Below are 15,298 nucleotides of genomic sequence, written 5' to 3'. Positions count from 1 at the left end.
TTTCGTGGTTGAGGACACATGCTTCTTACAATTGGCTAGACGGAACCGAAATCCTGCACGGCAGCTTAATCCAAAAAGAAAAGCCCGCGTTCTCAGCGGGCTTGTCATCAATCTGAAGCATGTAAGCTGCGATTAGGCAAGCGCAAATTTGGATTGCCCGCGTTTTTGCGGGATAATCCGATGCCGATTCGTCCAATGATATAGCTTCCCCATGTGAATCGGTTTAGCAGCGAAATCGCAATCATCGATCCGGCAAGGGCAAATACGAAGAAAACGACTAATCTTACTAGACTGTTATCAAACACAAGAACCCGTTCACCGACTGAAAGCACCAATGGGTGCAGCAGATAGATTCCAAATGAATATTGGCTGATTTTCACAAAAAATGCAGGAATCGTTTTAAACTTAGATGCTAAGATGATCAGCGTGAACGCCATGCTCAGCGTAAAGAAGATCAGGTCAAAGCGTTTTGAAGATAAAACGGGAATAATGTTTTGTTCAAGAAGATAAATGGAAACAAAACCTGTTAGAGGGACCAATGCAAAGATATAATATCTAAATCGATTGAGTTGGTTTAAAAATGCGGCATAATTTTTTCCTAAATAATAAGCAATGACAAAATAGAAAATCCAGCCTAGGAAAGGAATCCTGTAATATCTCTCCCAAATGAATAACGCAATCTCGTTACTAGGCGGGCTGATTAGATTAAAGAATGCCAGATACATAACGTTAACGACACCGGCCGTTACTACGATCCATAGAGGTCTAAAGCGGTTAAACACATGGCGGATAAATAAAATATGCAGCAAATAAAATTGAAAAATAATGATGACAAAATAGGCGGGTGTTTCGCCTAGAAGCAAGCCGCTGGCCAAGTTCAAACCAAGCGATGCCTCATTCCCGTCTCCGCTTAGCGAGAATGTACTTTGAAGAGAATACAACAGGACAAAACAGAGATAAGGGACCGCGATATAAAGAATTCGTTTCTTCAGAAATCCTTCTGGGGTTTGCGTCGGATAAGCGTTGGCCAAGACGATCTCGGAGATGATGATGAACGCTGGCGTACCGAATGAGAGAATCAATCTTAAAGCATCGATAAAGCCGCCATCCGATTCATAAATTTTTGTTACGCAATGTAACAACACAATGCTCAGACATGCGATCGCCCGAAGAAAAAACACTTCGTTTATGATGTTCTTTTTCATATGACGCTTCTCGCCTCCATGTATATTAGCGTATTTTTGCGTCGCTTCTTGTAGGAATGGAACGTTTTACGCTTTGTATACAGATCGTATCAAATAGAAGGCGAGAAGTAAATATAAAACTACAAAATGTAGTTTCAAATTTTATTTTACATTCCCCCCCTTTAGATCTCCGCGGGGGTTTAATCCTACGATTCGTAGTATTTATTCTTTATTCTCTTTCTTGCTTGGTTTTCCTCCGCAAGGATGATTTTTTACAAAACAAAAAGGAGCGGCAGAAGCCGCTCCGCATTGCTTAGCCCATGGTTCATGAACAACTGCTAAAAACAGCTGCAGTCAATAAGACAATCGAAGAGATCGAAAATATGATCGAGTGATATTCAAACAGAGGCACTTTAATTTCTTGATCCGGAACTACCACTTGTTGAATACGGTAGTTAATGGCAACATCGGCGAAGCCAATGCCGACGGATTGCTTTTTCGCCAATTGAGAGCTTTGAAGCAGAATACCGGCCAAATCTCTGGATGTTCTCATTTTCCGAATCGAGTTTTGGTCCGCTAATAGCTCCATCCAAACCATGATGTAGTGAGAAAACCGACGAAGGATCGGAAAATAAGGCAAGCTCATCTCTAGAGTCCGAAGAATGAGCGAACGCAGCGGGTCTCGATTTCGGCAATGCGAATATTCATGCCAGATGACGGTATCCAATTCCCGATCGGAAAATTGCCGGATTACTTTTGTGGATAAGATAATCCGCGGGATCATGAAGCCGCATGTCATGGCCACGAAAGACTCCTCTTCGATAACGATGATCCGAAAGCCTATGTTCTCAAACTTTTGATTCATCTTTTGTGTATATTGCTTATGTACTTTTATGTTTACTTTTCTACTCCATTTAATCTCATAAACGAACTGCTCCAATAAAAACCAAAGAGCCTTTAAGCCGCCATACACCGTAAGAAAAAAGAGTCCATGAAAAACCAATTTATCGAATGGGGTCGGTTTTCCTAAAATGTGATGCAGAATTCCCCATTGCGGGTTATAGCCAAAAAATTCTTGAAGCCATAGCAACAGGATTTGAAACCATACGACAGCACCAATCAGAAGAGCCAGTCCAAACGTCAATTGATTTTTTATTCTCATAAAGGATCACGCTTCCACTCGCTAAGTCTCGCTTCCAGCAGACTGAGCAGCTTCGGATCAACCTTTTGAACCGCGTCAAAAAAGTGGTTAACCACCAGCTCGCCGTATTCGTTCAGCAAATCTTCGGTCATCGCCCTCGTCTGCTCTTCCAGAAATTCGTCCTTGCTTTGGACCGAATTATATTTGCTTAACCGGTTTCGACCGGAACCGGTCGTTATTTTTTGCAAGTGCCCTTTTTCATGAAGGCGATTCATAACGGTCATCACCGCGTTGTAAGAAACATCCTCTTTAAGAAGCGATTGAACCTGTTTCGTCGTAATTTCCCCGCGTTCCCAAACGATTCCCATAATTTGCGCTTCAAGATAACCGAAAAAACGATTCAGTCCTTCTTCGTTTATTCTAATCCGAGGTACTTTCAAACTACCAGCCTCCTTCTATAGTCTCATAGTATCATAATAGAACGACTCCGAACGTCACATTTAACGCCGCTAAACAAAAAAAAAATGACCTCGAAGCAGCAGCGCCGCCCCAAGGTCCTTGCATGTATGCTAATCGGTTAACGCGGCCATCTCTTCTCCTTCGGAAGCATGGCCGGGAACGGCGCATGCGGCTCCATCTGGTACCAGTAGGCCACGGATGAAATATCGTCCGAACGCTCGAACAGCCCTTGATGGTCATGCCCGATCTGCTGGACGGTGACTTTCAGGTCGGATTCGAAACGGATCGGATCCGGCAGGTGCCAGCGGTACATGCCGTGCATCGGCACGTTGTGACCGTACCATGGATCGATCTTCGCCGTCTCCTTATAGAACTTATAGCCAAGGAACGGCGTAGAATACGACTCCGGCCCGTCCTCGCCGGCAAAGCACCAAGCGCCGCCGACGTAATCCTCCGTGCCGGTGCCGCAAATCGTCGGCCACTCATCGTCGCCGTCCATATAAAACTTCAGCTCGCCTTCGCCCCACCAGTTCCGCTCCAAGGCCGCCCAGGCCAAGTACGTCCCGATGTATTGGCCCGTGCCTTTGACATTGTCCAGAATGGTGTAGTCCTTCGCGATTTCGGTCACATGCTCCCTTCGCCACTGCGCGTGGAAATAAGCCGTGTTCTCCGGCAGCTCGTCCATCAGCGTATAGTTAAAGGTATAAAAGAAGGCGCCGATATCGTAGGCATGCTGGTTCTCAATGGTTATGGTAGCCGATTTGCGGAACGGCATCGGAAAATAGCAGTTCATGCCGCCCGTCGGGTTGACGGAAATCGGCATCGAATTGACGATCGTGCGCGTCGCAAAGCCATTGCAGAAGAAATCGCCCAGCGGCACTTCGACTGAAGGCTCCGCTTCCCCGTCCCAATAGATGCGCAGGATCAGGTCGCGCAGCACGAAGCTCGCTGCAAATCCCTTCTCTTGCGTCTTGTCGGTTACCGTGATCCAGAAATGCTGAAGGACGCCCGTACCGTCGATTTGCGCCAGCGTGACGGTTTCACCTGCTTTTAGCCGGATGCAAGGGCGGCCTTTGCGGCCCTGTCCGAGATTGCTGTAATCTTTGCCTCCCTCGCCTTTGGCGCCCGTCGGATTCTCGGCCGTAATGGAGCGGCTTTTTCCTTTGGTTACGAATGGGGCGGTCGATAAGTCATAGGTAAATCCGTTCATGTTATGCACCTCATATGTTGTAGTTAAATAAATGCCGATGTAGCTCCGTCCGCAAAAATGCTGGCGCCCGTAATGGCCGTCGACTCGTCCGAAGCGAGGAAGAGCACGACGTTCGCGATTTCGCGAACGGTGGCCATTTTGCCGGTCGGCTGCTGCTGCTTGATGATCGGATACAGCTTATCCATGCCCCCAAGCTCGACGGCGAGCCTCTGGTTCAACTCCGTATCGACCCAGCCGGGACAAATGGCGTTGCAGCGGACGCCTTCTTCCGCATACTCGACCGCGATCGCTTTCGTGAGGCCGATAATGCCCGCCTTCGATGACGTGTATCCGGCATATTTAGGCTCCGTAAGCGTGGACATCACGGATGACGTGTTGATGATGGAACCTCCGCCTCGCTTCAGCATCTCCGGGATAACCCGCTTGCTGAGGAGGAACATCGCTTTCAAGTTGACGTCCATGACGCTGTCCCATGTTTCTTCCGCCATGTCGAGCACGGACACGACCGGCATGATGCCGGCATTGTTGAACAGGATATCGATGCCGCCGAATGCGTCGCGGCCGGCCTCCAGGACGCGGTCCGCCGTTTCCGACAGCGACACGTCGCCTGCAACCGCCACGACGGAAGCGCCGCCGGCCTTCAATTGCTCCGCCGCTTCCAGCAGCCTTGCCTCGTTGTTATCCACCAGCACCAGCTTGGCGCCTTCCTCGGCGAACCGCTCGGCCGTACCTCTGCCGATGCCGGATGCCGCGCCGGTTATGACGGCGACCTTGCCTGACAGTCTGTTTCCTGACATTTTCAATCCGCTCCTCTTTCAAAATATCGCAGCTGCTGCTGCAGCGCAGGCTACCGGCACGCCACCGTACCATCCGAGCGAAAATCGCTCGCGCCCGCAAAACCTCCGCCGTTCGGCAGCCGCCAGATGATATTCCCTCTTCCGAACAAGCCGCTCGGACGGCAGCCTGTCGTCAACTGGTGGCCTCTTCCGGTTAGGTCGCCGGAAACCTCTTCGGGCAAGCTGCCCTCCATCTGAAACGAAAGCTCCTCCATCCACTGCCAGCGCGGCGCATCCAGCGCCTGCTGAGGATTCATGGCGAAGTCGACGGTATTCATGACCGTTTGCACGTGGCCTTGCGGCTGCATGAAGCCTCCGACCATGCCGAACGGTCCGATCGCCTCGCCGCCTTTGGTGAGAAACGACGGAATGATCGTATGGAAGGTTCTTTTGCCCGGCATGAGACAGTTGTCATGCTTCGGATCAAGCGAGAAGTTATGGCCCCGGTTCTGCAGGCTGATTCCGGTTCCGGGGATGACCACGCCGGAGCCGAAGCCCATATAATTGCTTTGGATCAGCGACACCATGTTCCCCTCGTCATCCGCCGTGCACACATATACCGTACCGCCCTTGGAAGGCTTGCCGACGAACGGCTTCAGGGCTGTTCTGCCAATAAGCCGTCTGCGCTCATCCGCATACGCGTCGGAAAGCAGGTCCTCGACCTTGACCTTCATCATCCGCGAATCGGTAATATAGGCTTTCCCGTCCGCGTAAGCCAGCTTCATCGCTTCAAACTGTTTATGCAGCGTGTCTGCCGAGTACGGGCTCTCGAATTCAAAGCCTTTTAAGATATTTAATGCCATTAACGCGACAAGCCCTTGGCCGTTCGGCGGAATCTCCCACACGTCGTAACCGCGGTAGTTCACGCTGATCGGCTCCACCCATTCCGGCCGGAACGCTTCCAGGTCGCTTTTGCGGAGATAGCCGCCGTGTTCGCGCATGAAACGGTCGATCTTCTCCGCATACATCCCTTCGTAGAACTCGGCCGCGCCGCTCTCGGCGATGCGCCGCAGCGTTTCCGCATGATGGGGCAGCCGGAACCGCTCGCCTGCCCGGGGGGCTTTGCCGTTATCGTCGGCAAACGCCGCGAACCAGGTCCGCACCTCCGGTACTTTAGACGCGGCGTAAATATCAACGTGAAACCGCCATGCCTCCGCTGCCAGCGTGGCCACGTTGAAGCCTTCTTCCGCGTATGCGGCAGCCGGCGCCATCACCTCCGTCAGCGCGAGCCGTCCGAAGCGCCGGCTCAATTCCGCCCAAGCGCCTGGCGCCCCCGGCACCGTCACCGGGATGACGCCTTGGGCAGGCATCTCCTTGAAGCCGCGCTCCGCCAGCTTTTCCATCGAAATCGCCGCGGGCGCGGGCCCGCTTGCGTTCAAGCCGTGCAGCCTGCCGCCGCTCCATACGAGCGCGAACGTGTCGCTGCCGATGCCGTTGTTGTTCGGCTCGACAACGGTCAAGCAGGCTGCCGCCGCAACCGCCGCATCGATGGCGTTGCCGCCACGCTTCAGCATGTCGAGCCCAGCCTGAGCCGCAAGCGGCTGGGACGTGGATACCATGCCGCGTCCAGCATACGTGCTGTACCGCATGGAAGGATACGTATATTGCTCCGCATTGAACATGTTTGTTCAGCTCCCCTCGCAAAAGCTATGCCTCTCTACACCTTCGCCGTCGTACCGAAACGCTCCTTCATGCCGGACAAATAAGGCAGCGACAAAATATCGTCAAGCAGCGCATTCGCCTGCTCGATAGAACGCGTCCACGGGTCCATCATAATCAGTTGCAGCAGCAGCTCCCGGCTGCCGCTCTCGAACGCCGCCAGCTCGATTTCGATCGGAGCGACCCGATCCCTCAGCGCGAAGGACAGCAGCGGCTGCGGAAGTCCCTTGGTCGGCAGTCCCTCTACGCCGGCCGCCGAGACGCGGCATGGCACCTCTACCTGAAAGTCCTGCGGAATGCCTGGCACGAAGTTGCCGTCATTTAAGATGTTCAAGATAATCGTGCGCGGCGAATCGCAGACAATCGCTTCGATGAACGGAATCATCGGTTCCTTCGAGTGCGTCATCGAAATCATTTCGCTAACCGCGCGGGTTTTATCCTCCGCGATGCTTTTGATTTTGCGCGCTTCTTCCTCGCCGTGGCGGAAATAGCCTTCGTACCATTCAGCAGGGTCCTCCTTCCACTTGCGCTCCGTTTCGTCGTCGGCATGGTACCAGTGGCCCCAAGCGCCTCCGCCCGGATTGCCGGTATCGCCGATCGGATAGGCGCCGAACTTGCGGTACAGGTCGACCATCTTCGGCCCCATCGAATCACAGTCGCGGCACTCGCGGAAATGCGCCTCCGATTGTTCGTCGATCCAGCGGTCGAGCACAGGAAAGGCATCTTCGCCTTTATGTTTAAACTCGGTTAACCATATAAAATGATTTACGCCCGGCACTTCGAATTCGATTTCATTCGGGTCGAGACCCAGCCTCCGGGCGATGTAGCGCACCCCATTGGAGCCGTGGCAGAAGCCGGCGATGTTAGCTTTCGAATATTTGCGCTTCAGATAGGTGACACCGGCGCTGACTGGATTCGCTACGAGCATGAACCAGGCATTCGGGCAAATCTCCAGCGTATCCTTCAGCACATCCTCCATTAGCTCCAGCTGGCAGTAGTTGATCCAGAAGCCTTCATCATGAACGATGTGCAGACTTCCTCCAAACCGGTAGCCGTGTTTGCGGGCGATAGCCCAGCCGTCCTTCAACCGCTGGTGGCCGCCGACCAGCGCGGCCAGAATGACAAAGTCCGCCCCCAAAAGCGCTTCCCTGCGGTTCTTCGTCTTCAGAAGCGTAAGCTCGGCGCCCGCTTCGGCGGCCAAGCGCTCGCACAGCGCATGCGCGCTGTTCAAGCGATCCTCATCGATGTCCATAAAATGAACCGTGCTGCCCGCAAGACTCGGCGTTAAACACAAATCCCGAATCATGCTGAGCGAAAATACCGTCGTTCCCGCGCCTATAATGGCGATTTTGGCTGGCATATCCGACTCCTCCTGTAATAGGGAGTTTGACGAATGTCAAACTCTCTCCTCTAGTGCTTATTCTTCATATCCTTCAGCACGGCTTCCATCGCTTCCAGCGTGTCGTCGATGTCTTGCTCCGTATGGCTGTAGCCGATGGAGTTTCGCTTGATGTTCATTGGCATTTTGAAGATGCCCCGCTCAATCAGCTTCTTCCGGTAAGCGACGTAGAACTCCGCGTCGTTATGTTGAAGATCGGCGTAATGCTTCGGCTCGAAGCCCATGAAGTACGTCGTCCAGACCGATCCGAAGCCGGCGACGTACGCTTCGATGCCGAGCCGGTCAAGAATCTCGCGCAGACCGCCGCGCATCCGGTCGCCAAGCCGAAAGACATGCTCGTGAACCGGCTCGTTCTCCATCATCTCGATCGTGGCGATCGAAGCGGCCGTTCCGACGGCATGGCCATTGTAGGTGCCCGCGAACCAAACGTCGCCGCCCGGCTGCGTATTAAAACGCTGCATGTATCGCTTTTTGCCGGCAACGGCGGCAATCGGGAAGCCGTTGGCCATCGCTTTGCCCATCGTCGTCAGATCCGGCGTGACGCCTGCCACCTTTTGAAAGCCGCCGATGTCATGCCGGAAGCCGGTGATGACCTCGTCGAAAATAAGCAGAGCGCCATAATCGGTGCATAACTGACGGAGTCCGGCCAGGAATCCCGGCTGCGGAAGAATGCAGCCGACATTGTGCGGAATCGGCTCGACGATGAGCGCGGCGATTTCGCCTTTATTTTGGCGGAAGGTCTCTTCTACGTTTTCGAGGTCGTTGAATGTGCAGATCAGCGTATTGTCGATCGCTTCATCCATCATGCCTGCGGAACCCGGGTCGCGGGTGCCGATTTTGTCCCAGGCGCTCAGCATATTGCGCGCGACGTAATCGTGCCAGCCGTGGTAGCAGCCTTGGAATTTAATCAGCTTCTTGGCGCCGGTAATGGCTCGCGACAGCCGAATCGCATGGTAGGTTGCCTCCGAGCCGGAGTTGCAGAACAGCACCTGCTCCGCGGATGGCACGTGCTTGGTGATTTTTTTTGCCAGTTCGATCTCCAGATCGGTCGTCCCGACGCCGAATAGATCCGTGCGGCCCAAAGCCTCGATAACCTTGCCGTTGACATAAGGATGATTATGGCCGAGTATGAACGGTCCGAACGCCGCCTGGTAATCGATATAACGGTTGCCGTCCGCATCGTACACGTAGGCCCCTTCCGCGCGCGTAAAAATCAGATGCGGCTCCACATTGCGGATGGACGTGTGCACGCCGCCCGGCGAATAAAGCTTCGCTTCTTCATACAGCCGCAGGCTTTCCGGATAATTTTTCATCGTGTTGGCACCTCTTCTTCGTTCAGTATTATAAAAATAAATTCACTATACTGAATATAATGCGGTATAATCGAGAGTGTCAAGGTACGCCATGCTGATAGATTAAGGGTTAATGATATGATAATCTAGGTAAATAACAGACACGAAACGGGGAATCCGCACTTTGACGACTAAAAAAGACTACTCAGTTCCGGCATTAGAAAAGGCGATCATGATACTGAACGAAATTAGCGAAACCGGCGAATTATCCATTACCGAAATGCATCAGCGGCTGCAAATTCCGAAATCGACGACCTTCGTCATTCTGAGCACGCTGGAGAAGCATCATCTTATTGAGAAATGCGCCGAGGGCAAGTTTCGCTTAGGCCCGGCCGTTCTTCATTTGGGTGCGGCGTTTGCCCGTCAAACGGACATTCGCGCCGTTGCCCGGCCACATATGGAGCTCCTTGTCCAAGGCACGCCGTTTACCGCTCATCTAGCGACGCTGGTCGGCAATCAGCCGGTCTATATCGACAAAGCGGAAGGCGACGGCTTCGTCCGCTTCGCGACGACGATCGGACAATCGCTGCCGCTGCACGCCTCGGGCGTCGGGAAGGCGCTTGCCATCGGCATGAGCGACGAGGAAATTGCGAACGCCGTTGAATCCAAGCTGGAGCCGCTGACCGGCAAGAGCTACCGGACGATCGAAGAAGTGCTCGAAGATATCCGAATGGCGCGCAAGCTCGGCTATGCCGTTGAAGACGAGCAGATGGAGGAAGGCATCCGCTGCATCGGCGCTCCGATCTGCAATGCATCCGGCAAAGTCGCCGCTTCGGTGAGCATCACGGCGCTCGCGAAGGATTTGCCGGTGTTCAAGCTTCAGCAAATCGGCGAGCGGGTCAAGCAAACCGCCGACTCGATTTCTAGGGATCTGGGCTACGCTCCAGACCCGCATTCGACGCAAGAGAACGGTTGACACCCTCTTACTCCCACTTTATATTCAGTATATAGAACAAGGTTCACATGAATGAACATTAATATAAAGGTGGGAGTATTGATGCTTCAAGCCGGTACAGCCCGTGCAGTCATAACCTCGCCGCTTACCGTTCCCCATGCGGGATGGGGCGCGCAAACCCATGTTTATCCCGATGGCGTCCATTACGACCTATGGGCAACCGTTCTTTGTCTTGCCGAAGGCGAAGAGCTCGTCTGCATCGCCGATCTTGATCTTTGCTATTTAACCATGCCGCAAGCGGATCGCCTTCGGGAACGCATCGCTTCCGCGCTTGGCATCGACCGTTCCCGCGTAAGGATATCAACCTCCCACACGCACGCAGGCCCGTTTATCCATTCGAATTGGTATAAGGATCATGATGCGACTCTCGATTATATCGACGGTCTGTTCGAGACCGTTGTCCGCTGCGCCGCCGAAGCTGCGCAGCATCGCGTTCCGGTTCGCGTTGCGGCGGGCTACGGCGAATGCGGCATCGGCAAGCGCCGCATTCAGAAGCTGGACAACGGCCGCATCATTACAGGCTACGACCCGGCTGGCGCGACCGATCCCACCGTCGGCACCGTTAAGATCGAGGCCGAGGACGGCACCTTGCTGGCAAGCCTGCTGCACTTCGCCTGCCATCCGACGACGCTCGGCCCGGACAACAAGCTGCAGAGTCCGGACTACCCCGGCGTTGCCCGGCGCGTGGTCGAGCAGCTGTCCGGCGGGCATTGCCTGTTCCTTCTAGGCGCGGCAGGCGACATCGGGCCGGGACCGGAAGGTTTCAGAAGCGATTACGCGGCCGTCGACCGGATGGGGACGATTCTCGGCTGCGAAGCGGCTAAGTCGCTGCTCCAGCTGGAAACCGTCACGCCGAATTGGCAGTTCGACCGCGTCGTAGAATCCGGCGCCTCACTGGGACTATGGACAAACAAGCCCGGTGTTTCGTCGGATAACGGCCGAATGGTCGTCGCCTTGAGGACCGTCGAGCTCCCTCTGAAGCCGCTCATGCCGACCGTTGATGCGGAGCAGCAGTTTTTGGCCCATCAGTCCCGCATGCAGGAGCTGATCGAGCTAAGCGGCTCGGAAGACGAAATCCGGGACGCCACGTACAAGGTCAAGCGCTCCCATAAAATATGGCAGCAGTCGCTGCACTACTACGGCCAAACCAGCGCCTCGATCGAGGCTCATTTTGTCGCCGTTTCGGGCATCGTTCTTGCCGGCGTGCCGGTGGAGCCCTTTTCCTTTACGGGCAAGCAGATTCGGGAAGCCTCCCCTTTCGCCTGCACGCTGTTCGGCGGATACACCAACGGCTGGCTTGGCTATCTGCCGACGGCCGACCAATATGCGGTTGGGGGCTACGAAATCGAAACGTCGCCATTCGCGGAAGGAGCGGCGGAGCATTTTGCGAATGAAATCATAGCGATTCTGCACGAGCTTCATCATCAACACGCGAGCGGCTGAAACGGCCTAAATACCATCACCGACAAGGACGTGATTCCGACATGTTTCCCTCGCTTCCTTTTATGAAAAAACAGCTTGCCTCCCTGATCGGCGAACAATTCACGCAAGGGAGGAACACATCCGGCTATCTCGAGCGGCTGGAGCAGCTTCCCGAGAGCTACGACGCATACCTGGCTTTTGCCGCAGCTATCGCCGACTTGCCGATGCGCGAAGACTGGCCATACGTCGAGCCTGAGACTTGGGAGGACATTAAAGCAGCCTGCGATCCGAACCGGCCGCTCGGCCTGCTGCGCGAGATCGACCCGGACGATAGCCGCCGTCGCGTCGAAACCGCCTTTCTTGCCTCCGTTTGTGGATCAATACTGGGCAAGCCGCTTGAGGTGAATCCCACGCTGCCTGAGATGAAAGAAGCGTTTACGCAGGCCGGTGAATGGCCGCTCGCCGATTACGTTTCCGAGCCGATGCTGCGCGCGCTCGGCAAGAGCCATTGGAGCTGGTTCGAAACGACGCGGGACCGGATTCGCCACGTTGCCCCGGATGACGATGTCAATTACACGCTTATCGGCATGCTTGCCATCGAGCAATTCGGCACCGCGTTTTCCAAACGGAATCTCCGCGATCTATGGCTCAATCATCTGCCGCTCAGCACGACCTTCGGGCCGGAGCGCGTGATGCTGATCCGTTCCGGCATGAGCTATCTGGAGCACGATAAGCAGCCGTTTGACCATACCGAGCTGGAAGCATGGCCGAGTTTGCTGTCTCCCGGCTCCGAGCTTTGCGGCGCGGCGATCCGTGCGGATGCCTACGGCTACGCTTGCCCCGGCAATCCGGCGCTGGCCGCCGAACTCGCCTGGCGCGACGCCAGCTTCACGCACCGCCAAACCGGCGTGTATGCCACGATGTTCATCGCCGCGGCGATTGCCGCCGCGCAGGTACTCGATAACCGGCTCGCCATCATCGACACGGCGCTGCAGTTCGTGCCGCAACGCAGCCGCTTCTATGAGATAGCGGCCGACTGCCGCGACATCGCAGCCGGCACGGACGATTGGCTGGCAGCCTATGAGCGCATGCGCCAGAGCTACGGCGATTACAGTCACTGCCGCATTTATTTCGAGATCGGCACGTTAATCAACACGCTGCTGCACGCCGAAAACGTCGGCGACGGCATCTGCAAGCAAGTGATGCAGGGCAACGACACCGACAGCTTCGGCGCGACGTCCGGCTCGCTGCTCGGCGCGTATTTCGGTCCGGATGGGCTCGACTCGCGCTGGCTCGCCCCGTTCGGCGACACGATCCATACGGGCCTCGCCAATTTAAATGAGACGTCGCTGTCCGTACTGGCCGCCCGCGTCTCCCGGCTGCCGGAAATCGTTCGCACCGGCTCCAGCCGCATCGAACCGAGCGAGTTGTATGTGTTCGGGAACGTGATTGAATAAGTAGTTTAGCAGAGACGGAGCTGGTGCTCCGTCTTTGTTTATCCTCCCACTAGACTCTCTTTAGGCGCATCTAGCGCGCTCCCAGAACCCCTCTCTCTCCCACTAAACTCACTTTCGGCGAATGTAGTGCTCTGCGGACTCTACTTTCTCCCACTAAACTCACTTTTGGCGAATGTAGTACTCTGCGGACTCTACTTTCTCCCACTAGACTCACTTTTGGCGAATGTAGCGCTCTACGGACTCTACTTTCTCCCACTAGACTCACTTTTTAGCGAATGTAGCGCTCTACGGACTCTACTTTCTCCCACTAGACATATTTTCGGAGAATGTAGCGCTCTGCGGGCTCTTCTTTCTCCCACTAAACTCACTTTTGGCGAATGTAGCGCTCTGCGGACTCTACTTTCTACCACTAGACTCACTTTTTAGCGAATGTGGCGCTCTACAGACTCTCTTTCCCAAACTCGAAATAAGCTAGAGAGGTAACTGTTACCTCACATCGGGCAAATTCCGGCTAATCGATCAAAAGAGAGGTAACTGTTACCTCACATCGGGCAAATCCCGGTCAATCGACCGAAAGAGAGGTAACTGTTACCTCACATCGGGCAAATTCCGGTCAATCGACCGAAAGAGAGGTACCTGTTACCTCACATCGGGCAAATTCCGGCCATTCGAGCATAAGAGAGGCAACTGTTACCTCACATCGGGCAAATCCCGGTTAATCGACCGAAAGAGAGGCAACTGTTACCTCACATCGGGCAAATCCCGGCCATTCGAGCATAAGAGAGGCAACTGTTACCGCTCTTAAAGCATATCCCCCATATCCCAAGAAGAGACGGAGCAAACACGCTCCGTCTCTTCTCCAACAGTTACCTGTAATGCTCGGCCATATCGCGGTGATATGGCAGCGCCAGGATTTCATCCAAGAACGCGTTAGCCTGAGCGGCCGATCCCGACCATTTGTCCGTCAGCACCAGCTCCAGCAGCATGTCGCGGCTTCCTTTATTGAAGGCTTCCAGCTCCAGCTCGATCGGCGCAACCCGATCGCGTAGAATATGGGCGACAATCGGCTTCGGCAGCCCCTTGTTCGAGATCGGCTGGATGCCCCGCTTGCTGCACAGCGCCGACACTTCGACCTGAAAGTCGGTCGGAATGCCCGGCACGTAATTGCCGCTGTTCAGCGTATTGACGACGAACACGCGCGGGATATCGCAAGCGATCGATTCAATGAGCGGAATCATGAGCTCATCGGTCAAGACCGGCGGGAACAGCTCGGTTACCTTAACGCTAGGATCCTCGATCGCACGCTGCAACTGCCCCATGCTGTCGCTCAAATTGTCGAAGAACCGGTTCCACACGCCCATCGGGTTCTCGCTCCAACGCCGCTCCTCCGCCTCGTCGGTATGGTACCACCATGGCCACGATGCGCTGCTCCAGCTCGCCGTATCGCCGATCGCGAACACGCCGTGCTTCTTGTACAGATCGATCCGCTTGGGCGTGAACGGCCAGTTTTCGCCGCCGGCGGCCCAGAACGCCTCCGATTTCTCCTCGATCCACTTATCGAGCAGCGGGAAAGCGTCCTCCCCTTTATAATAGAAGTCCGTCAGCCACAGATGGTGGTTAACCCCCGTAACCTGATACGTTATGTCTTTTTTCTCAAGCCCAAGCGCCTTCGCAACGTTATACGTATCGACATAGCCGTGGCACAGGCCGACTACCTTCGCTTGCGGATATTTGCGCATCACATGGGTGACGCCCGTAATAACCGGATTCGCCAGCATCAAATGCCAAGCATCCGGGCAAATGTCCAGGATATCTTCCGTCAGCGATTCGAAGAACTTCAATTGGTAGTAATTAATCCAGAATGCCTCATCGTACAAAATATGATAGCTGCCGCCAAGCTTATAGCCGTGCTTCATGGCGATTTCCCAGCCCTCGCGCATGCGGCCGTAGCCGGCCGTTAGCGCCGTGTTGATGACGAAGTCCGCGCCTTCCAGGCATTCGCGCCGGTCCAGCGTCTTTTTCAGATCGAGCTTTACGCCGCGCTCCTCCGCATATTTCGTGCACAGCGCATGAACGTTGTCCAGCCGCTCCTGGTTAATATCCATAAAATGAATGGTGCTGCCTTCCAGGCTCGGCGTCAGGCAGATGTCCCGAACCATCCCGATGGCGAACGTGCTGCTGCCCGCACCGATAATGCTTATTTTGATCGGCTTCATGTCAGCCT

At 54.7% G+C, this 15,298-nt stretch carries 12 protein-coding genes; 3 read left to right on the top strand and 9 right to left on the bottom strand.

The window, feature by feature from the left end; all coding sequences use genetic code 11:
- Nucleotides 1-107: 107 nt before the first annotated feature.
- From DL346_RS25175 to DL346_RS25140, 8 genes are all read right to left on the bottom strand, one after another.
- A complete protein-coding gene (locus DL346_RS25175; RefSeq protein ID WP_112885160.1) occupies nucleotides 108-1,205 on the bottom strand; it encodes an acyltransferase family protein in 1,098 nt (365 codons plus the stop codon).
- A gap of 304 nt (nucleotides 1,206-1,509) precedes the next feature.
- On the bottom strand, nucleotides 1,510-2,328 hold the full coding sequence (locus tag DL346_RS25170) for a M56 family metallopeptidase (protein WP_165822664.1): 819 nt from the start codon (nucleotides 2,326-2,328) through the stop codon (nucleotides 1,510-1,512).
- Between the two features lie 14 nt (nucleotides 2,329-2,342).
- On the bottom strand, nucleotides 2,343-2,765 hold the full coding sequence (locus tag DL346_RS25165; RefSeq protein WP_112885158.1) for a BlaI/MecI/CopY family transcriptional regulator: 423 nt from the start codon (nucleotides 2,763-2,765) through the stop codon (nucleotides 2,343-2,345).
- A 137-nt stretch (nucleotides 2,766-2,902) separates the two neighbouring features.
- A complete protein-coding gene (locus DL346_RS25160) occupies nucleotides 2,903-3,994 on the bottom strand; it encodes a glycoside hydrolase family 172 protein (RefSeq protein WP_112885157.1) in 1,092 nt (363 codons plus the stop codon).
- 23 nt (nucleotides 3,995-4,017) lie between these two features.
- Entirely contained in the window at nucleotides 4,018-4,791 is a 774-nt protein-coding gene (locus DL346_RS25155) for an SDR family NAD(P)-dependent oxidoreductase (protein ID WP_112885156.1), read from the bottom strand.
- A 50-nt stretch (nucleotides 4,792-4,841) separates the two neighbouring features.
- Nucleotides 4,842-6,452, bottom strand: coding sequence for a gamma-glutamyltransferase family protein (locus DL346_RS25150; RefSeq protein ID WP_112885155.1), 1,611 nt, complete (start codon nucleotides 6,450-6,452; stop codon nucleotides 4,842-4,844).
- Between the two features lie 35 nt (nucleotides 6,453-6,487).
- A complete protein-coding gene (locus DL346_RS25145; protein WP_112885154.1) occupies nucleotides 6,488-7,849 on the bottom strand; it encodes a family 4 glycosyl hydrolase in 1,362 nt (453 codons plus the stop codon).
- 50 nt (nucleotides 7,850-7,899) lie between these two features.
- Complete coding sequence (locus tag DL346_RS25140) at nucleotides 7,900-9,201, bottom strand: aspartate aminotransferase family protein (protein WP_112885153.1); 1,302 nt, start codon at nucleotides 9,199-9,201, stop codon at nucleotides 7,900-7,902.
- 163 nt (nucleotides 9,202-9,364) lie between these two features.
- Between DL346_RS25140 and DL346_RS25135 the strand changes: the two genes are divergently transcribed.
- From DL346_RS25135 to DL346_RS25125, 3 genes are all read left to right on the top strand, one after another.
- Nucleotides 9,365-10,156, top strand: coding sequence for an IclR family transcriptional regulator (locus tag DL346_RS25135; protein WP_133257569.1), 792 nt, complete (start codon nucleotides 9,365-9,367; stop codon nucleotides 10,154-10,156).
- An 81-nt stretch (nucleotides 10,157-10,237) separates the two neighbouring features.
- Nucleotides 10,238-11,638, top strand: coding sequence for a hypothetical protein (locus DL346_RS25130; protein ID WP_112885151.1), 1,401 nt, complete (start codon nucleotides 10,238-10,240; stop codon nucleotides 11,636-11,638).
- 41 nt (nucleotides 11,639-11,679) lie between these two features.
- Entirely contained in the window at nucleotides 11,680-13,074 is a 1,395-nt protein-coding gene (locus DL346_RS25125) for an ADP-ribosylglycohydrolase family protein (protein ID WP_112885150.1), read from the top strand.
- An 866-nt stretch (nucleotides 13,075-13,940) separates the two neighbouring features.
- Here the strand turns inward: DL346_RS25125 and DL346_RS25120 are convergent.
- Nucleotides 13,941-15,290, bottom strand: coding sequence for a family 4 glycosyl hydrolase (locus DL346_RS25120; protein ID WP_112885149.1), 1,350 nt, complete (start codon nucleotides 15,288-15,290; stop codon nucleotides 13,941-13,943).
- Between the last annotated feature and the right edge of the window lie 8 nt (nucleotides 15,291-15,298).

Origin of the sequence: Paenibacillus montanisoli (assembly GCF_003268025.1) — a bacterium.
Lineage (GTDB): Bacteria > Bacillota > Bacilli > Paenibacillales > Paenibacillaceae > Paenibacillus_Z > Paenibacillus_Z montanisoli.
This window is presented reverse-complemented; position numbering and strand designations above follow the sequence as displayed.